Below are 18,922 nucleotides of genomic sequence, written 5' to 3'. Positions count from 1 at the left end.
CGGGGCCGGAGCCGGGTGGCGGCCCGGCCCGGACGGGTGCGCGGGGAGTCGACGGTGCGGCTCAGGACTGGAACGCGGTGTCGATGAACTGGTCGACGTTGTCGGCGGTCACGACCGGGGCGTAGAGCTGCACCATGCGCGGCACCTCCACCTCCACCAGGTCGCCGAGGGCCTTCTGCTGGACCAGCAGGCGCGCCAGCTTCACGCCGTCCGCCGCCTGCGTCGAGGGGTAGACGACGGTCGCCTGGAGGACGCCGTCGCCGGCCTTGATCGACTGCATCGCGTTCGACGAGCCGGCGCCGCCGACCATGAAGAACTCGTCGCGGCCGGCGTTCTCGATCGCCGCGAGCACGCCGACGCCCTGGTCGTCGTCGTGGTTCCAGATGGCGTCGATCTCCGGCGCGGCCTGCAGCAGGTTCGAGGCGGCCGCCTCACCGCCCTCGACGGTGAAGTTGGCGGCGACCCGGTTGTCGACCTTCTGCCCGCACTCGGCCAGGGCGTCCTTGAAGCCCTGGCTGCGGTCCTGGGTCAGCGGCAGGGAGTCGATGCCGGCGATCTCGGCGATGACGGCGTCGCCCTCGCCCACCTGCTCGCAGATGTACTGCCCGGCGGAGACGCCCATGCCGTAGTTGTCGCCGAGGACGGTGACGCGGGCGGCGTTCGGATCGTCGAACTCGCGGTCGACGTTGATCACCGGGATGCCGGCCTCCATCGCCTTGAGCGCCACCGGGGTCATCGCGGCGCCGTCGAAGGGCAGCAGCACGATCGCGTCCACGCCCTCGTTGATGAAGGTCTCGACCTGGCTGATCTGCAGGTTGACGTCGTTGGTGCCCTCGGCGACCCGCAGCTCCACGTCGTCGTACTGGTCGGCGACCTTGCGGGCGGACTCGGTGATCGAGCCCATCCAGCCGTGGTCGGCCGCGGGGGCGGAGAAGCCGATGACGACCTCCTCGCCCGCCTCGTCGTTGGAGCCGGCCTCCGCCTGCGAGGAGCCGCCGCCGAGGTCCTCCTCGGAGTCGCCGGTGTCGTTGCTGGTGCAGGCGGCCAGGGACAGGACCGCGACGCCGGCGACGAGACCGGTGCCGAGCTTCTTGGGGTACGGGAGGGACGTCATCGTGCTGCTCCTTGGTGGTGGTGACGGGAGGTGCAGGACCCGGAGGTCGGTGCAGGCGACGCCGGGCGGCGGCGCCGGCGGTCAGGTGCTGGTGCTGCGCGACGCCAGGCGCTGCTGGAGCAGGACGGCGGCGACGATGATCGCTCCCTTGAGCAGCGACTGCTCGGAGATGGAGCGGTTGTTGAGGGTGAAGACGTTGGTCAGGGTGGTGAAGATGACCACCCCGAGGACGGTGCCGGCGATGGTGCCGCGGCCGCCGGAGAGCAGGGTGCCGCCGATGACGACGGCCGCGATCGCGTCGAGCTCGAGCAGCGTGCCGTGGGTCGAGCTGCCGGTGCTGGTGCGGGAGATGAGGATCAGCGCCGCGATGCCGCAGCAGACCCCGAGCAGCACGTAGAGGTAGACGGTGTGGCGCTGGACGTTGATGCCGGCCAGGCGCGCCGCCTCGGGGTTGCCGCCGACCGCCAGGGTCCGCCGGCCGAACGTCGTGCGGTTCAGCAACACCCAGCCGCCGATCGCGACGAGCACGAAGAGCAGCACGATGACCGGCACGCCGATCACCTCGGCGCCGAAGAAGTCGCGGAACGCGGGCACGTCGACGATCTGGGTACGCCGGTTGGAGATGATCTCGGCCAGGCCGCGCGCGCTGGCCAGCATCGCGAGCGTCGCGATGAACGGCACGACCCCGCCGTAGGCGATCAGCAGCCCGTTGATCAGCCCGCACCCGGCGCCGACCCCGAGGGCCGCGCCCACCATCACCAGCCAGTGGGTGTCGTTGGCCATCTGCTGGGTCGCCAGCGTGGTCGCCCACACCGAGGAGAGCGCCAGGATCGCGCCGACCGACAGGTCGATGCCGCCGCCGGTGATCACGAAGGTCATGCCGATGCTGACCACGCCCAGCGTCGCGGCCAGGCGCAGGATCGTCAGCGCGTTGTCCGTCGAGGTGAAGCGGTCGCCGGCCGACACCGCGCCGACGATGCACAGCAGCACCAGCGCGACGACGAGGCCCAGGTTGCGGCCGAGGCCCGAGCCCAGCAGCGCCCGCCCCCTCCCCCGCGGTCGGCCGGCCTCGGCCGCCTCGCGCTCGGCGCGCTCGGTCGCGGCGCGGTCGGCGCCGCCGCGGGGGTCGGAGACCTGGATCGGGCTCTCGCTCATGCCACTCGTCCTTCCATGACCAGGTCCAGGACCCGGGACTCATCGATCTGGCCGGCCTCGGACTCGTGCACCACCACGCCCTCGCGGACGACGAGGACGCGGTCCGCGAGGCCGAGGACCTCCTCCACCTCGCTGGAGACCACGAGGACGGCGACGCCGGAGTCCGCGAGGGTGCGGACCAGCTGGTAGATCTCGCTGCGGGCGCCGACGTCGACGCCGCGGGTGGGCTCGTCGAGCAGCAGCACGCGGCACTCGCGCAGCAGCCAGCGGGCCAGCACGACCTTCTGCTGGTTGCCGCCGGACAGGGTGCGCACGGCGCGCTCGACGCCGGTGGGTCGTACGTCGAGGGAGCGGGTCAGCTCCTCGGCGCGGCGCCGCTCGGCGTCCCCGCGCAGGAACCCGGCGCGCGCGAACCGGGTCATGCTCGAGACCGTGATGTTGCGGTAGACCGCCTGGTCCAGCAGCAGCGCCTGGCTCTTGCGCTCCTCGGGGGCCAGGCCGATGCCGGCCCGGACCGCGGCGGGGACCGAGCCGCGCCGCAGCGTCCGGCCGTCGACGCGCACGGTCCCGGCGGTGGCCCGGCGGGCGCCGTACACGGTCTCGAGGATCTCCGAGCGGCCCGCACCCACCAGGCCGGCCAGGCCGACGATCTCGCCGGCGTGGACGGTGAGGTCGACCCCGGTGAAGGTGCCGGCCAGCGCGAGGCCCTCGACCTCGAGGACCGGCTCGCCGCGCGTGGGCGGGGTCTCCGGGCGCGGCGGGAAGACGTACTCGATCGAGCGGCCGGTCATCAGCCGGATCAGCTCCGAGGTCGGGGTGCCCTCCACGGGCAGGCCGGTCGCCACGGTGCTGCCGTCCTTGAGGACGGTGATCCGGTCGCCGATGCGGCGGATCTCCTCGAGCCGGTGGGAGATGTAGACGACCGCGACGCCCTCGGCCGTGAGCCCGCGGACGACGCGGAACAGGTTGTCGACCTCGCCCTGGTCGAGCACCGCGGAGGGCTCGTCGAGGACGAGCAGGCGGGTGTTCTGCGAGAGCGCCCGGGCCATGCTGACCACCTGCTGCGCCGCCGGGGAGAGGCTGCCGACCGCGCGGGTGGCCGAGATCTCGCCGTGGCCGAGCCGCGCGAGCAGGTCGCGGGTGGCGGCGATGGTGCGGGCGCGCTGGCTGAAGCCGCCGCGGGAGAGCTCGTGACCGAGGTAGATGTTCTCGGCGACCGAGAGGTCGGGGACCAGGTCCAGCTCCTGGTAGATCGTGGAGATGCCCAGCCGCATCGCCGACTGCGGGGTCGGCAGCTGGGTCTCGGCGCCGTCCCAGGAGATGACGCCCTCGTCGGGCTGGTAGGCGCCGGCCAGCACCTTGATCAGGGTGGACTTGCCCGCGCCGTTCTGGCCGACCAGGCAGTGCACCTCCCCGGGTCGTACGTCGAGGTCGACCCCGCCGAGCGCGCGCACTCCGGGGAACTCCTTGACGATGCCGCTCATCTGCAGCAGCGGGGCCTCGGCTCGGCGGTCCTGGCCGGCCGCGGGCGGCGTCGGCTCGCTCATCGGGCTCCTTCCGGGGCGCCGGCGCGGCGCGGGACGAGGGTGGGGTCGGCGTAGACGGCCGCCAGCGCCACGTCCGCGCCCCCGCGGACGGCGGCCCGGCGGCCCAGGGAGGAGATCGAGACGTGGGTGCCGCCGGAGTCGGGCGCGAGGACGCCCGCGGCGAGCTGGGCCTCCACGGCCGGGCGCAGGTGCCGGCCGAGCGTGGCGAAGTAGCCGCTGAGGACCACCGCGGCGGGGTTGAGGGCGTTGACGAGGACCGCGGCGCCGACGCCGAGGCCGGTGGCGACCTGGTCCAGCGCCGCGAGGGTGCGGGCGTCGCCCAGGTCGGCGCGGCGCTCGATCTCGGCGAGCCGTTCCTCGACCGGCACCGCCGGGTCGTGCACGCGGTCGTCGGGATCGGCGGCGGCGTCGAGGAGCGCGCGCAGCCCCACGACGGTCTCCCAGCAGCCGATCCGGCCGCACGCGCACCGGCGGCCCTGCGGGTCGACGGTGATGTGGCCGAACTCGCCGGCGTACCCGTGCCGGCCGCGCAGCAGCCGGCCGCCGGCGACGATGCCGCCGCCGACCCCGCCCTCGGCGTAGATCACGACGACGTCCCGGCGGGCCGGGTCGCCGGCCACCGCCTCGGCGGTCGCCGCCAGGTTGGCGTCGTTGTCCACGGCGACCGGGTAGGACACCGGCAGCCGGTCGCGCAGCAGGGCTCCGAGCGGTACGTCGCGCCAGCCGAGGTTCGGCGCGACGACGAGCTCCTCGCGGGCGGTGTCGAGCAGGCCGGCCACCCCGACGGCCAGGCCCACGACCGTGCCACCTGCGGCGCCGACGCCCCGCTCGGCCTCGCGGACCAGCCCGGCGAGCAGGTCGACCGCACCGAGGGGGCCGAGCCGGGCGACGTCGACCGGGCAGCGGTGCTCGGCGACGACCCCGCCCGAGAGGTCGACGGCGATCGCACTGACGTGGGCGGCGGAGATCTCGGCGCCCAGCCCGACCACCCGCCGGCCGTCGAGCTCGACGGTCGTGCCGGGGCGACCGACCCTGCGGCGCTCGACGCCGGCGCGGCGGACCAGGCCGCGCTCCTCCAGCTCGGCGACCAGGCTGGAGGCGGCGGAGCGGGTCAGCCCGAGGTCACCCGCGAGTCGGGCCCGCGAACGGGGGCCGGCGTCGCGCAGCCGGTGGAGCACGGCGGAGAGCCGGTCGCGGCGCAGGGCCACCTGGTCGCTGACCACCGTGGGCCGGCCGGCGGCGGTCGTCGCGGTGGTCGGGTTGGTGGGCGGGGCGGTGGTGGCGGGCCGGGGAGCGACCGGGGCGCTGGACGTCATCGCCGACCCTCCCGCTTGTGTGACCCATGCCACACATTTGTGCTGGTGCGCGACAAACTAGGTGGCTGCGCGTCGCCTGCACAAGCACTTCGGGCGAAAGTTCCGCAGATTCAGGTACGACTTTGCGAACCGACTGGACAAAGTAGGTGGGTGTCACCGGATACCGGACGGCGCGCGGCCCGCCCGACCGCGCGAACCCAGGTCGGTCGGCGTCGGCGGCGGACGGAGCTCAGTCGCGGCGGCTGGCGAGCGGGGCGTACACCGAGCCGCTGATCAGGCGGGCCGCACCGACCACGCCGCCCTCGTCGCCGAGCTCGCTCAGCACGATGGGGAGGCTGCCGGTGGCGAGCGGCAGCGAGCGGCCGTAGGTCACCCCGCGGATCTCCGCGAGCAGCGCGTGGCCGACCCCGGTCACCCCACCGCCGATGACGATCATGCCGGGGTTGAGGAACGACACGAGCGTGGCGAGCACCTGCCCGACCCGCCGTCCGCTCTCCCGGATCAGCTGGACGGCCTGGGCGTCCCCGCGCTGCACGGCCAGCCCGACGTCGGCGGCGGTGAGCGCGCCGTTCTCCTCCAGCAGGTCGGCGAGGAAGGGCGAGCGGCCGCCGCGGGCGACGGCGGTGGCGTCGCGGGCGAGGGCCGCGCCGCCGGAGAAGGCCTCCAGACAGCCGGTGTTGCCGCAGGCGCAGGCCGGCCCGAAGTCGTCGACGCGGATGTGGCCGATGTCGCCGGCGCAGCCGTCGACCCCGCGGTAGAGCTCGCCGTCGATGACGATGCCGCACCCGATGCCGGTGCCGATCTTGACGAAGAGGAAGTCGCGGACGCTGCGCGCGACGCCCGCGTGCTGCTCGCCGATGGCGAGCACGTTCACGTCGTTGTCCAGCAGCACCGGGCAGCCGAGGGTGCGCGAGACCGCGTCGCGCACCGGGTAGCCGTCCCACCCGGGCATGATCGGCGGCGCCACCGGGACGCCGCGGTGGAAGTCCACCGGCCCCGGCACGGCGATCCCGGCCCCCATCGGGTGGTCCACGCCGAGCTCGTCGAGCACCTCCCGGACCGCCGCGAGCGCGGCGCCGAGCACGACCTCGGGGCCCTGCCGGATGTCGCAGGCGAGGTGCCGGGTGGCGAGCACCGCCAGCCGGCCGTCGGTGACGCCGACCGAGAGGCCGGTGGCGCCGATGACGATGCCGACGAAGCGGATGTCGCCGGCCAGGTCCACCATCGTCGAGCGGCGCCCGCCCCGGGACGCGGCGGGCCCGGCCTCCTGCGCCAGGCCGAGCTCGACCAGGCGACCGACCTCGGCGGCGACGGTCGTGCGGGAGACCTGGAGCCGGTCGGCCAGCTGGGCCTTGGACAGCGGGCCGTCGTCGCGCAGGCGGGCGAGCAGCCGGGCCTGCATCGGGCTCTCGGCCCGACCGGCCAGGGAGTGACGCACCCGCGCATGATGGCACGCGGGCGACCCGCGTGGGGCCGGTCCCGCGTCGCGCTCAGAGGCCGGCGGCGGCGATCGCGTCGGCCACGGCGTCGCCGAAGGCCGCGTGGCCCTCCGGCGTCAGGTGGAGCCGGTCGTCGAGGTAGTCCAGCGACAGCCCGCTGGTGGGGACGTACGTCGCCGCGTGCTGCTCAGCGAGGTCGGCGAGCAGCCGGTCCACCCGCGGCACCCGCCCGGCGCGCGACGGCGCGGCCGCCGGGCCGACCACCACGACCGGCGCCCCGCCCGCGTGCGCCTCGACCCGGGTGAGCAGCCGCTCGAAGCCGAGGCGGATCGCCGCGTCGGGCTGGTCGACGTCGTTGAGGCCGCCCTCGATCACCACCAGGTCGGCCCCGCCACCCAGGGCGCCGGCGGCGCGGGCGGCGAACGCGACCTCCGGGCCGCAGCCGCTCGCGTCGGCGCTGAACCCCGAGCCGGAGAACCCCGCGACCCGCACCCGGCCCGCGAGCCGCGAGGGCCACGACGTACCGCTCTCCTCCAGCCCCAGCCCGGCCGACCACGAGTCGCCGATCACGACGACGTCGGGACCCTCGCCGCTGATGAGCTCCGCGCGCGCGGCGGAGTCGGCGGCGAACCGCTCGCACCGGGTCGCGCCGTCACCGCGCGCACGCTCGGCGAGCTGCACCAGCAGCATGCCGACGAGCAGCAGCAGGCAGACCGCCAGCGCGACGGTGCGTCCGGACGGACGACGGGCGAGGAGCACCCACCGATCGTGCGCCACTCCCCGCCCGTGCGCGAGGTTTGTTGCACGACCGTTGTGGAGATCCCGCACATCCTCCGGCCACGACGCACGACAGGGCCGCGGAGCACCTCAGGGACGGGTGGCGGATTTTACGTCCGGCCCTCGGCCGACACCGAGATGTTTCCGCGCGGAAACCGGGCCGGTCGCGGGCGGCGGAACAGTCTGCGCCACCCCACGACCGCCGCTCGAAAGGCTCCCGATGGCTGCCCCCACGCCACCCGACGACGCTGCTCTGAACACCTACATCCTGACCCGGTACGCCCTCATGGGGATCGACATCTCGGTCCTTCCCGCCGACGACCCGACTGCCGTCATGGACCAGCGGCGGGTGCTCGAGGACGCTCGCAGGACGGTCCGTGACGATGTCGTCGCGGCGAACTTCCCCCTCGACCCCCAGTTCCATGCCCCGGCGCTCTACCCGGCCCCGTTCCTCGAGGCCTGGACGGAGGACTCCCGTGGCTGACACGCCGAGCCCGTCCCTTCACCACGACGACGAGCCCCAGGACGTCGGTGTCTCGCGGCGCTGGGTGGTGAACCGGATCGCCTGGACGTCAGCAGCCGCGACCGCGGGCGCCGTGCTGCCGGCCGCACCCGCGCTGGCCAGGACCGGCCCCGCGGGGCCCTCGAGCCCGCTGCCGGAGGTGAAGGGGAAGCCGAAGGGCGACCTGACCGAGCTCACGGCGGCGCAGATCGTGGGCTACATCCGGAAGGGCCGGCTGACCGCGGCGGACATGGTGCATGCCTACGTCGACCGGATCGAGGAGCACGACGACGTCTACCAGGCCTACGTCGACCGCCCGTCGCGGAAGGCGCTGGTCGCGCTGGCCGAGCGGCGGGTCTCGCGGGTCGGTCCCCTCGCGGGGATCGGGCTGGCGCCGAAGGACAACTTCTACACCCGCGACCTGCTCACCGAGGGTGGCTCGCTGGTCTACCAGGGCTTCCGGCCCACCTACAACGCGACGGCGATCAAGCTGCTGCGGAGGGCGGGCGGCCTGGTGCTCGGGAAGGCGAGCATGGGCCCGTTGGCGGGAGGCCGAGCGACCGTCTACGGCACCGAGATCCCCACGACGAGGAACGCCTGGACCCCCGACGACGTGCGGTACAGCCCGGCCGGCTCGTCCTCGGGGCCGGGCGCGGCGGTCGCCGCCCGCATCGCCACGGCCGGCATCGGCACCCAGACCGGTGGGTCGATCATGGGGCCGGCGGTCGCGGAAGGATTGACGGCGGTGAAGCCGACCTTCGGGCGGACGTCGCTGCACGGGGTCATCCCGTTGACGTTCACCCGTGACCACGTCGGCCCGATGTGCCGGGACGCGATGGACGCGGCGATGCTGCTCCAGGTCCTGGCCGCGCCGGACCCGAAGGACCCGCGGACCCAGGGACTCCCCGCCGCTCCGGACTACATCCGGGCCGCCACCCCGGTCGTCCGGGGGAAGCGCACCGCGCTGCGGTGGAAGACCCGGATCGGCTACTGGCCGGGCTACCTGACCACGAGTGACGAGGCCACCAACAAGATGCGCGCAGCCACCCTGCGCACGCTGGAGCGGATGCACAACTGCTCGGTCATCGGGGAGGTCACCATCCCCGACGACTGGGACGCGCTGACGGCCAACCCGCTGGGCGGCTCGTACGCCGAGCCGACGCCGGCGTTCATCGACAAGCTGCGCGAGGACGTGCGCCCCTTCGCCCAGCGGCTGCCGCGGATGCTCAACGGCATGCTGCAGTCGGGTGACACCTACATCCGGGTCCAGCAGGCGCGGTTGCTGCTGGCCCAGCGGATGATGGCGCAGGTCTTCAGCTCCTGCGACGTGCTGTTCACGACCTCCACCGGCGCCTTCGACTCGGTGGGCTTCCCGTTGCTGTGCATGCCGACGGGCTTCAGCCCCGACCCGACGACCGGGTACACGGTGCCGCGCGGCGTCACCCTCGGCGCGGCACCCTTCGGCGAGCAGCGGTTGCTCTCCGTCGCCGCCGCCTTCCAGGCGGAGACCACCTTCCACCTGGTCCGCCCGCCGGACCCGACCTCCGCCGGGCGGGCCGATGCCGCGGGACCGGGGCGGGCTGCTCGGCGGGTCGCCACCGTGCCCGCGCTCGACGAGCCGGACGACCTCGAGTGAGGGCGGCCGCTGTGGGGGCGCGAGGCGCCCCCACAGCGGCCCGTCGGTCAGACCAGCGCGTACGCCGCCAGCTCGCCGGCGAGGTCCTCGTTGGCGCGGCCGCGGACGATCGTGCCGTCGGCGGTGTGCTCGACGGAGTCGATCTCGCCGTGCTGGTGGAGCCGGTTGATCAGGTCGCCGCGCTCATAAGGCAGCAGCGCGGAGAACTCGACGCCCGGCCGGGGCAGCTCGCCCTCGACGACGCTCCGCGCCTCGGTGATGCCCTCGCCGGTCTTGGCGCTGACGACCACGCAGTGCGGCTCGCGCTGCTGGAGCCGGGCCAGCACCATCGGGTCGGCCGCGTCGGCCTTGTTGATGACGACCAGCTCGGGCACCTGGTCCGCGCCGATCTCGGCGAAGACCTCGCGCACCGCGGCGATCTGCCCCTCGGGGTCGGGGTGGGAGCCGTCGACGACGTGGAGGATCAGGTCGGCGTCGGCCACCTCCTCCAGCGTGGAGCGGAACGCCTCGACGAGCTGGTGGGGCAGGTGCCGCACGAAGCCGACGGTGTCCGACATCGTGTAGACCCGGCCGTCGGCCGTCGTCGTACGCCGCGTGGTGGGGTCCAGCGTCGCGAACAGCGCGTCCTCGACCAGCACCCCGGCGTCGGTGAGCCGGTTGAGCAGCGAGGACTTGCCGGCGTTGGTGTAGCCGGCGATCGCGACCGCCGGGATCTGGTGGCGGCGCCGCTCCTGCCGCTTGGTGTCGCGGGTGCCCTTCATCTCGCGCAGCTCGCGACGCAGCTTGGCGATCCGGGTGTTGATCCGGCGCCGGTCGGTCTCGATCTTGGTCTCACCGGGGCCACGGCCACCGATGCCGACACCGCCGGCGGCGCGGCCACCGACCTGGCGCGACAGGTTGCCACCCCAACCACGCAGCCGCTGCTTGAGGTAGGTCAGCTGGGCCAGCTCGACCTGCGCCTGGCCCTCCTTGGACTTCGCGTGCTGGGCGAAGATGTCGAGGATCAGCGCGGTCCGGTCGACGACCTTGACCTTGAGCCGGTCCTCGAGGTTCCTCAGCTGGCTGGGCGCGAGCTCGCCGTCGCAGATCACGGTGTCGGCGCCGGTGGCGGCGACGATCTCCTTGAGCCCCTCGACCTTGCCGCGGCCGATGTACGTCGCCGGGTCGGGCTTCTGCCGGCGCTGGTAGATCGCGTCGAGCACCTCCGAGCCGGCCGTCTCCGCGAGCAGCGCGAGCTCGGTCATGGAGTTCTCGGCGTCCTGGACGGTGCCGTCGGTCCACACGCCCACCAGCACGACGCGCTCGAGGCGCAGTTGGCGGTACTCGACCTCGGTGATGTCCTCGAGGTCGGTCCGCAGCCCCGCGACCCGGCGCAGCTCGTGGCGCTCGGCGAGGTCGAGCTGACCGGTGGTCAGCTCCTCGGGGTCGGGCTCGTCGGGGTCGGGCTCGTCGGCGTACCCGGACTCGAAGTCGTCCTCGGTCTCGAGCAGGTCCGTGTCGTCCTCGTCCCAGCCGCGGGTCTCCTCCAGCTCGGTGTCGAGCGAGAAGTCCCGTGCGTCCGCGTTGGTCATGTGCCTCCGTGTCTTGCCAGGTGTGGTGCTCAGCGTCATCTCGGGAGCCTCAACGCTCCCGGCACCTCCACTATGCCCGGTTGACTGGGCCCGTGGACAACCCTTTCCCCGCGCTGCCCTCCGGCATCCGCCTGCTCGGCCTCACCGGCGCGCCCGGCGCAGGCAAGAGCACCGCCGCCGCCGCGCTCGCCGCGGCCCACGGCCTGGCGGTGGTCCCGATGGACGGCTTCCACTACGCCGACGTCGAGCTGGCCAGGCGCGGGCTGCGCGACCGCAAGGGCGCGCCGGAGACCTTCGACGCCGAGGGGTACGCCGCGTTGCTGCGCCGGGTGCGCGGGTGCGAGCCGGCGGTGGTCGCCCCCGCGTTCGACCGCGACCTGGAGCAGCCGCTCGCCGGGGCGATCGCGGTGCCCGCGGCCGGCGTCGTGGTGACCGAGGGCAACTACCTGCTGCTCGACGAGCCCCGGTGGCGTGCGGTGCGGGCCGAGCTCGACGAGGTCTGGCACCTCCGTCTCGACGACGACCTGCGCCGCGAACGGCTGGTCGCGCGGCACGTGCGGCACGGCAAGACCCCCGAGGAGGCCCGGGCGTGGGTCGCGCGGGTCGACGAGCCGAACGCGCGGCTGGTCGAGGCGGCCGCCTCCCGGGCCGACCGCGTCGTCGACCTCACCGGGACGACGAACGCCTCGTGATGCCAGGAGTGCGCCAGGGCGCACGGTGGGCATCACGAGGCGTCTCGTGGTGAGGCGTCGGTCAGGCGGGGATCACTTCGGGGGCATCCGGATGCCGCCGTCGACGCGGATGGTCTCGGCGTTCATGTAGGAGTTGGTCAGGCACTCCAGCACCATCGAGGCCAGCTCGTCGGGGGTGCCGAGGCGCTTGGGGAACAGCACGCTCTCGCCCAGCTTGGCCTTGAACGCCTCGGCGCCCTCGCCCTCGCCGTAGATCGGGGTCTCGATCAGGCCCGGGGCGACGGTGTTGAGGCGGATCGCGGCGGCGGAGAGGTCGCGGGCGACCGGGAGGGTCATGCCGACGACGCCGCCCTTGGAGGCGGAGTACGACGCCTGGCCGATCTGGCCGTCGAACGCCGCGACCGAGGCGAGGTTGACGATCGCGCCGCGCTCGCCGGTCGCGGTCGGCTCCTGGGTGCTCATCACGGTCGCGGCCTGGCGGACCATGTCGAAGGTGCCGACCAGGTTGATCGCGACGACCTTCTTGAAGGCGTCGAGGTCGTGGGCCGACTCCAGCGTGCCGTCGCGGCCGATGGTGCGCGCGGCCCAGCCGATGCCGGCGGAGTTGACGACCGCGCGCAGCGGCGCGATCTCGGCGGCGGCGCGCACGGCGCCGGCGATCTGCTCGCTGTCGGTCACGTCGACCTGGGCGAAGACACCGCCGATCTCCGAGGCGAGCGCCTCACCCTTGTCGGCCTGGAGGTCCGCGACGACCACGACGGCCCCGCGGGCGGCGAGCTGGCGGGCGCAGGCAGCGCCGATGCCCGACGCTCCGCCCGTGACGATGGCACTGGCTCCGTTGAGTTCCATGCAGCGGACTGTAGTGGCCCGCCGAGCCCTACAGGGCGGTGGTTCCGCGCGCCACCACGACCGCCGGACCGCTCATCAACACCCGGTCCTCGGCGGTCCAGGTGATCTCCAGCGTGCCGCCCGGCAGGTCCACCCGGTACGTCGCCGGGCCGGCCCCGCCGGCGCCGTCGTCCACCGCAGCGCCCGGACCGCGGCCGTCGGCCAGGGCGACCGCGACCGCGACCGCGCACGCGCCGGTGCCGCAGGAGCGGGTCTCCCCCGACCCCCGCTCGTGGACGCGCATCGCCACGTGGCCCGGCCCGCGGCGCTCGACGAACTCCACGTTCACCCCGTGCGGGTAGACCGCCCGGTCGTAGGCCGGCTCCGCGGTCAGCGACCCGACCGGCCCGTCGGCGGCGAGCGTCTGGCCCGCGGAGAGGAAGGCGACCGCGTGCGGGTTGCCCATGTCGACGTGCGCGGCCGGCCAGCGGGTCGCCCCGACGGCGACCTCGGTGGCGCCGTGCAGGCCGGGGCGGCCCATGTCGACGGTGATCCGGTCGCCCTCGACCTCGATCACCTTCACCCCGGCCCGGGTGCCGACCGGGATCGGCCGGCCCGGATCGACGAGCCCCTCCTCCAGCAGGTGCCGGGCGAAGACCCGCACGCCGTTGCCGCACATCTCCGAGAGCGAGCCGTCGCTGTTGCGGTAGTCCATGAACCACTCCGCCTCGGCGGGGTCCACGTGCTCGCGCGCCGCGGCGTACGCCGCCGTGCGGACGACCCGGAGCACGCCGTCGCCGCCGATGCCCGCGCGCCGGTCGCACAGCCGCGCGACCCGCGCGGGGTCGAGGTCGCCGTGCAGCGTGCCGTCGTGGTCGGGCAGCAGCACGAAGTCGTTCTCGGTGCCGTGCCCCTTGAGGAACGGGTAGGGCATCGGCTCACTCATAGAGGCTCTTCCCGTAGTTCTCGGGCCGGTAGTAGTCGTCGAGCTGGGCGATGTCCATGCCGTTCGCCTCGACCTCCTTGGCGATGAGCGCCCGGCGCGGGACCTTCGCCTCGGGGTCCCAGGTCTCCGGCTGCCACAGCCCGCTGCGCAGGAACGCCTTCGCGCAGTGGAAGAACAGGTCCTCGATGTCCACCACGACCGCCAGCAGCGGCCGGTGGCCCTTGACGACCAGCTCGTCGAACCACGGCGCGTCGCGCACCAGCCGGGCGCGGCCGTTGATCCGCAGGGTGTCGCCGCGACCGGGGATGAAGAAGGTGAGCCCGACGTGGGGGTTGACCAGGATGTTGCGGTAGCCGTCGGCGCGCCGGTTGCCCGGCCGCTCGGCGAGCGCGATGGTCCGGTCGTCGATGACGTGCACCAGCTGGCCGGGCGGGTCGCCCTTCGGCGAGGCGTCGCAGCGCCCCTCGGCGTCGCTGGTGGCCATCACGCAGAACGGGGAGGCCGCCAGCCAGGCGCGATCGACCGGCAGCAGCGCCGGTCGCGACTTGTCCCGGGCCCGCTGGTTCGGCTCGCCCAGCAGCGCGACGAGCTCCGCGACGCTGCTGATCTCGCTGGCGGCGGGGGCGGCGGTCTCGGTCACGATCCCACGGTAGTCCGCGCCGCCCCCTCACCTCACGGCGATCGCTGCGGGCGGACGACGCCCGCCGAGCCGCCGCCGCGCCGGGCCGGCTCGGCCACGGCGGTCAGCAGCCCGCCCGGGCCGATCTCGACCGCCGCGGCCGCGCCGATCTCGGCGGCGCTGGTGAGCGCGTCGCCGGCCGGGACGAGCCGGTGCCCGTAGGCCTCGAGCAGCGGCCCGTAGGCGTCGATGAAGCCCGGCTCGGCGGTCACGGTCGCGGTGTTGCGCTGGGAGGCGCGCGGCGCGGCCATCGCCTCGGCGATCGTGCGGCCCCGGTCGAAGCGCTCGACCAGCAGCTGGAGCACCGTGGTGATGATCGTCGAGCCGCCGGGCGAGCCGAGGGCCAGCACCGGCTTGCCGTCGCGGAGCACGATCGTGGGCGACATCGAGCTGCGCGGGCGCTTGCCGGGCTGGATCCGGTTCGGGTCGGCGGCGTCGTACACGGTCGTGAAGTCGGTGAGCTCGTTGTTGAGCAGGAAGCCGCGGCCGGGCACCACGATGCCCGAGCCGCCGGTCTGCTCGATGGTCAGCGTGTAGGAGACGACGTCGCCCCAGCGATCGGCGACGACCAGGTGGGTGGTCTCGACGTTCTCGGTGTCGGGCGCCTCGACCGGCGCGGCCGGGGCGTCGGTCGCGCACTCCCCGTCGTAGGAGGTCACGTCGCCCGGCTCGACCGGCTTCTCGGCGGCCCGCTCGGGGTCGATCGTGCAGTCCCGCTCGGCCGCGAAGGTGGGCGAGAGCAGGTCGGCCAGCGGGACGTCGACGAACGCCGGGTCGCCGACGTACGCCGCCCGGTCGGCGAAGGCCCGGGCGCTGGCCTCGAGGTAGAGGTGGAGCGCCTGGGCGTCGTCCATCGCGGCGAGGTCGTGGCGCTCGAGGATCTCCAGTGCCTCGCCGACCGTCGAGCCGCCGCTGGAGGACGGCGGCATGCCGTGCACGTCGAGGCCGCGGTAGGTCGTGCGGGTGGCGGCCCGCTCGCGCAGGCGGTAGTCGCGCAGGTCGCGGCGGGTCATCGTGCCCGGCGGGACGGGCAGGTCGGTGCCAGCGGTCACCGGGGGCCGGCGGACCGCGCGGACGACGTCGGCGCCGATCGCGCCGCGGTAGAACGGCTCGAGCCCGTCGCGGCGCAGCAGGTCGTAGGTGCGGGCGAGGGCCGGGTTGCGGAACCGCTCGCCGACGGCCGGCAGCCGGCCGTCGCGCAGGAAGAGCCGCTTGGTCGAGGTGAACGCGCGGAACCGCGCGCGGTTGTCCGCCGTCTGCTGCCGGAAGGTCGCGTCGACCACGAACCCGCGGCGGGCCAGCGCGGCCGGCCGGCCCAGGACCTGCTTCAGCGAGCGGGTGCCCCAGCGGTCCAGCGCGCGCTGCCACGTCGCGGGCGTGCCCGGCACGCCGACGCTCACGCCGCTGGTGACCAGCTCGGGGGTGAACCGGTACGGCTCGCCGGTCGCCGGGTCGACGAACGCGTCGGGCTCGATGCCGGCGGGCGCGGTCTCCCGGCCGTCGATCGTGGCGACCTTGCCGGTCGAGGCGTCGTAGTGGACGAAGTAGCCACCGCCGCCGATGCCCGCGCTGTAGGGCTCGGTCACCCCCAGCGCCGCGGCGGTCGCCACGGCCGCGTCGGCGGCGTTGCCACCGGAGCGGAGCACCGCGAGGCCGACCCGCGTCGCCTCCGGGTCGACCGAGCTGACCGCGCCGCCGGTGCCGACCGCGGTGGGCACCTTGGGCGGCCCCGGCTCGGCCGCGGCGGGCGGAGCGCCCGGCAGCGCCACGAGGGCGGGCGCGAGCAGGGCCAGGACGGGGACGGCGGCGAGACGGCGCATGGGTTCCTCCCGAGAGATCCGCGACGAGGCGGTCCGGCCACTGTGGCCCCGACCACCGACAGTTGTCGAGGTGCCCGCTCGGGCCCCTGCTCAGCCAGGCCCGGCGCGCGGGCCGACGACGTCGTACGTCGCGCAGAGGAACGCGCCGTTGCGCCCGTGCGAGGTCAGCCGCAGGTCCAGGCGGCGCGGCAGCAGCGGGCGCCCCGCCCCGAGGGTCACCGGCGCGATCGAGAGCAGCACCTCGTCGAGCAGGCCCGCGTCGGCGAGCTGGCCGGCGAGGTCTCCCCCGCCGACGACCCAGACGTCCTTGTCCCCGGCGGCCGCCACCATCGCGCCATGGACCTCACGCACGTCGCCGGCCGCGAACCGCACCTGCTCGCTCGCGGCAGGCAGGTCCTCGCGGTGCGTCATCACCCAGGTCGGCTGGGTGTAGGACCACGCCTCGCCGGTCTCGGCGCCGTGGGCGAGCACCCACTCGTAGGTCGTCCGGCCCATGAGCAGCGCGCCGATGCCGCCGATGAACGAGCCGTAGTCGAGCATCCCGCCCTCCTCGAGCGGCTGGGTCAGCAACCAGTCCAGCGAGTCGTGCTCGTCGGCCAGGAAGCCGTCCAGGGTCGTGGCGGCGTAGTAGACGGTGCGGGTCATCGGGGGCCTCCTCGCTCCGGGCCAGTCTGCCCCCGACCCGCGCCCGGCGGCTCAGCCCGCGACGGGGTCGGCCGCTCGGCCGGAAGGTTTGTCGGCCGGCCGATGGAACTGGCGGTGGGCCGATGGAACTTCATCGTCCAACCGGGAGGTTCATCGGCCGGCCGATGAAGCTTCCGCACGCGTCAGCCGAGACGGGTCGTGTGCCCGAGGACGCGCCCGACCGCGTCACGGGGCACACGACCCGCGCGCGGCGGCTCAGCCCGCTACGGCGGCGCGCAGGAGCAGCAGGCCGAAGCCGGTGAGCCCGCGGGCCCGCGCGGAGAGGACGACCACGGACACGCCGAGGTCGGGGCGCGAGCCGACGAAGGACCGGTAGCCGCCGGTCCCGCCGTCGTGGAAGAGCATCCCGTCGGGCGCGAGCAGCCAGCCCAGGCCGACCTGCACCGGTCCGACCCGGCCGGCGGGGTGCTGCGCGGCGCGGGTGTCGGCGGCGGCCGCGGCGAGCGGCCCGTCGTACGAGGTGTCGAACGCGCCGACGTAGCGCTGCATGTCCGCGGCGGTCGAGACCACGCCCCCGGCGCCGGCGAGCAGCGCGAGGTCCCACCGCCCGGCGGGCCGGCCGCGCCAGCCGTGCCCGGGTGCGAGCCGGCGCTCCTGGCCGGGCGGCAGGTCGACGCCGGTGTCGACGAGCCCGAGCGGGCCGGTCACCCGGTCGGCCAGCAGCGTGGCGTAGTCGGTGCCGGCCGCCCTCGCCAGCGCCCAGCCGAGGAGGCCGCCGCCGAGGTTGGAGTAGCCGAAGCGGCGACCCGGCTCGACCCTCGGCCACGTGGCGAGGACGGCCGCGGACAGGGTCGCCTCGTCGTAGCGCGCATACGGGTCGTGCCGGTGGGTGGTGAGCCCGGGCACCAGCGCACCGCGGGGCAGCCGCGGCAGGCCGGAGTGGTGGGTGGCCAGGTCGCGGAGCGTGATCGGCCGACCCTTGACCGGTGGTGCGACCGGCAGGTGGTCGGCGACGGGGTCGTCGAGGCCGACGACGCCCTGGCGGGCCAGGTCGGCGAGCAGCAGCGCGGTCATCGTCTTGGTGACCGAACCGATCTCGAGCAGCGAGGCGCGGCCGTCGGGCAGCTCGCCGCGGGCGTGGTAGCTCGTCCCGGCGGGCGTGCGGATCGCGACGACGACGCCGGCGCCGTCGTCCCGGCGCCGGGCCAGCAGCTCCTCGACGGACGGGGTCGCTCGGGTGCGGCTCATGCCCCCACCCTGCCGATCGCCTCCAGCGCGCGCTCGACCCGGTCGAGGTCGTCGTGGCGGACCCACACCACCCGCGGGTCCTTGCGGAACCACGCGTCCTGCCGGCGGGCGAAGCGGCGCGTGGCGATCACGGTCCGCTCGCGCGCCTCGGCCAGGGTCAGCTCGCCGGCGAGGTGGGCCATCACCTCGACGTACCCGATGGCGCGGCTCGCGGTCCTCCCCTCGGCGAGCCCCTCGTCGAGCAGGCGGGCGACCTCCTCGACGAGGCCGGCGGCGAACATCGCGTCGACCCGCTGCTCGATCCGGGCGTCGAGGGCCGGCCGGTCGATGTCCACGCCGATCTGCACGGTGGCAGGGTCGACGTACTCCAGCTGCGGCAGCGACGCGCTGAACGGGCGCCCGGTGATCTCGACGACCTCCAGCGCGCGGACGGTACGGCGGCCGTTCTCGACCAGGATCCGTGCGGCCGCCTCGGGGTCGACCTCGGCGAGGCGGGCGTGCAGCGCGGCCGGGCCGACCTCCGCGAGCTCGGCCTCGAGCCGGGCGCGGACCGCGTCGTCGGTGCCGGGGAACTCGAAGCGGTCGAGCACCGCGCGGGTGTAGAGCGCCGAACCGCCGACCAGCACCGGCACCCGGCCGGCGGCCCGCAGGTCCGCGATCGTCGCGCGCGCCCAGCCCTGGAACTGCGCGACCGAGGCCGGCTCGCGCACCGAGAGCAGGTCGAGCAGGTGGTGGCGGATGCCGCGGCGCTCGGCCGGCGGCACCTTGGCGGTGCCGATGTCCATGCCGCGGTAGAGCTGCATCGCGTCGGTGTTGACCACCTCGCCGCCGAGCCGCTCGGCGAGGTCGAGGGAGAGCGCGGTCTTGCCGCTGGCGGTCGCGCCGACCACGGCGACGATCGGCGTCGCGGCCGTCTCCGCGGTGTCGGCGGTCTCGGCGGCGGTCTCGTCGGGGGTCTCGTCGACGGCCGGGATTGAGGTCGACCGCATGTGGCTAGTGTGACAAGG

The 18,922-nt window shown here is 74.7% G+C and carries 17 protein-coding genes; 3 read left to right on the top strand and 14 right to left on the bottom strand.

Translation table 11 applies throughout. The features are described from left to right. Nucleotides 1-61: 61 nt before the first annotated feature. From HPC71_RS03665 to HPC71_RS03640, 6 genes are all read right to left on the bottom strand, one after another. The gene (locus tag HPC71_RS03665) at nucleotides 62-1,114 is read right to left on the bottom strand and encodes a substrate-binding domain-containing protein (RefSeq protein ID WP_154613756.1); all 1,053 of its coding nucleotides are present in this window, start codon (nucleotides 1,112-1,114) and stop codon (nucleotides 62-64) included. A gap of 81 nt (nucleotides 1,115-1,195) precedes the next feature. Further along, complete coding sequence (locus tag HPC71_RS03660; RefSeq protein ID WP_154613755.1) at nucleotides 1,196-2,269, bottom strand: ABC transporter permease; 1,074 nt, start codon at nucleotides 2,267-2,269, stop codon at nucleotides 1,196-1,198. Beyond that, complete coding sequence (locus HPC71_RS03655; protein ID WP_216656534.1) at nucleotides 2,266-3,816, bottom strand: sugar ABC transporter ATP-binding protein; 1,551 nt, start codon at nucleotides 3,814-3,816, stop codon at nucleotides 2,266-2,268. Before HPC71_RS03655 ends, HPC71_RS03660 begins: the two co-directional genes overlap by 4 nt. Beyond that, nucleotides 3,813-5,132, bottom strand: coding sequence for an ROK family transcriptional regulator (locus tag HPC71_RS03650; RefSeq protein ID WP_154613754.1), 1,320 nt, complete (start codon nucleotides 5,130-5,132; stop codon nucleotides 3,813-3,815). The genes HPC71_RS03655 and HPC71_RS03650 overlap by 4 nt, the downstream gene beginning before the upstream one ends. A 229-nt stretch (nucleotides 5,133-5,361) precedes the next feature. Next, the gene (locus HPC71_RS03645; protein WP_216656533.1) at nucleotides 5,362-6,570 is read right to left on the bottom strand and encodes an ROK family transcriptional regulator; all 1,209 of its coding nucleotides are present in this window, start codon (nucleotides 6,568-6,570) and stop codon (nucleotides 5,362-5,364) included. Nucleotides 6,571-6,622: 52 nt separating this feature from the next. Further along, nucleotides 6,623-7,330, bottom strand: a complete 708-nt coding sequence (locus HPC71_RS03640) for an SGNH/GDSL hydrolase family protein (protein WP_154613753.1) — start codon at nucleotides 7,328-7,330, stop codon at nucleotides 6,623-6,625. A gap of 238 nt (nucleotides 7,331-7,568) precedes the next feature. Between HPC71_RS03640 and HPC71_RS03635 the strand changes: the two genes are divergently transcribed. Beyond that, nucleotides 7,569-7,832 (top strand): hypothetical protein, encoded by a 264-nt coding sequence (locus tag HPC71_RS03635; RefSeq protein WP_171896106.1) that lies wholly within the window; start codon nucleotides 7,569-7,571, stop codon nucleotides 7,830-7,832. After that, nucleotides 7,825-9,486: an amidase gene (locus HPC71_RS03630; protein WP_171896105.1), complete on the top strand. Its 1,662-nt coding sequence runs from the start codon at nucleotides 7,825-7,827 to the stop codon at nucleotides 9,484-9,486. The genes HPC71_RS03635 and HPC71_RS03630 overlap by 8 nt, the downstream gene beginning before the upstream one ends. A 47-nt stretch (nucleotides 9,487-9,533) precedes the next feature. Here the strand turns inward: HPC71_RS03630 and hflX are convergent, their stop codons facing one another. Further along, nucleotides 9,534-11,057 carry a GTPase HflX gene (gene hflX / locus HPC71_RS03625; protein ID WP_154613988.1) on the bottom strand — a complete coding sequence of 508 codons (1,524 nt, stop codon included), beginning with the start codon at nucleotides 11,055-11,057 and terminating at the stop codon, nucleotides 9,534-9,536. A gap of 92 nt (nucleotides 11,058-11,149) precedes the next feature. Here hflX and HPC71_RS03620 point away from each other — a divergent pair, with 92 nt between their 5' ends. Beyond that, a complete protein-coding gene (locus HPC71_RS03620) occupies nucleotides 11,150-11,749 on the top strand; it encodes a nucleoside/nucleotide kinase family protein (protein ID WP_216656532.1) in 600 nt (199 codons plus the stop codon). A gap of 72 nt (nucleotides 11,750-11,821) precedes the next feature. On the opposite strand, the gene HPC71_RS03615 is transcribed toward HPC71_RS03620, so the two are convergent. From HPC71_RS03615 to miaA, 7 genes are all read right to left on the bottom strand, one after another. After that, on the bottom strand, nucleotides 11,822-12,598 hold the full coding sequence (locus tag HPC71_RS03615; RefSeq protein WP_154613750.1) for an SDR family NAD(P)-dependent oxidoreductase: 777 nt from the start codon (nucleotides 12,596-12,598) through the stop codon (nucleotides 11,822-11,824). Nucleotides 12,599-12,626: 28 nt separating this feature from the next. Continuing rightward, entirely contained in the window at nucleotides 12,627-13,511 is an 885-nt protein-coding gene (dapF, locus tag HPC71_RS03610; protein WP_154613987.1) for a diaminopimelate epimerase, read from the bottom strand. 4 nt (nucleotides 13,512-13,515) lie between these two features. Next, the gene (locus tag HPC71_RS03605; RefSeq protein ID WP_171896103.1) at nucleotides 13,516-14,163 is read right to left on the bottom strand and encodes a pyridoxamine 5'-phosphate oxidase family protein; all 648 of its coding nucleotides are present in this window, start codon (nucleotides 14,161-14,163) and stop codon (nucleotides 13,516-13,518) included. 32 nt (nucleotides 14,164-14,195) lie between these two features. After that, complete coding sequence (ggt, locus tag HPC71_RS03600; protein ID WP_154613749.1) at nucleotides 14,196-16,022, bottom strand: gamma-glutamyltransferase; 1,827 nt, start codon at nucleotides 16,020-16,022, stop codon at nucleotides 14,196-14,198. Between the two features lie 90 nt (nucleotides 16,023-16,112). After that, entirely contained in the window at nucleotides 16,113-16,667 is a 555-nt protein-coding gene (locus tag HPC71_RS03595) for a dihydrofolate reductase family protein (RefSeq protein ID WP_154613748.1), read from the bottom strand. Nucleotides 16,668-16,922: 255 nt separating this feature from the next. Beyond that, complete coding sequence (locus HPC71_RS03590) at nucleotides 16,923-17,915, bottom strand: serine hydrolase domain-containing protein (RefSeq protein ID WP_154613747.1); 993 nt, start codon at nucleotides 17,913-17,915, stop codon at nucleotides 16,923-16,925. Continuing rightward, nucleotides 17,912-18,904 (bottom strand): tRNA (adenosine(37)-N6)-dimethylallyltransferase MiaA, encoded by a 993-nt coding sequence (gene miaA, locus HPC71_RS03585; protein WP_154613746.1) that lies wholly within the window; start codon nucleotides 18,902-18,904, stop codon nucleotides 17,912-17,914. The genes HPC71_RS03590 and miaA overlap by 4 nt, the downstream gene beginning before the upstream one ends. Nucleotides 18,905-18,922 lie beyond the last annotated feature (18 nt).

The organism is Nocardioides marmotae (assembly GCF_013177455.1).
Lineage (GTDB): Bacteria > Actinomycetota > Actinomycetes > Propionibacteriales > Nocardioidaceae > Nocardioides > Nocardioides marmotae.
This window is presented reverse-complemented; position numbering and strand designations above follow the sequence as displayed.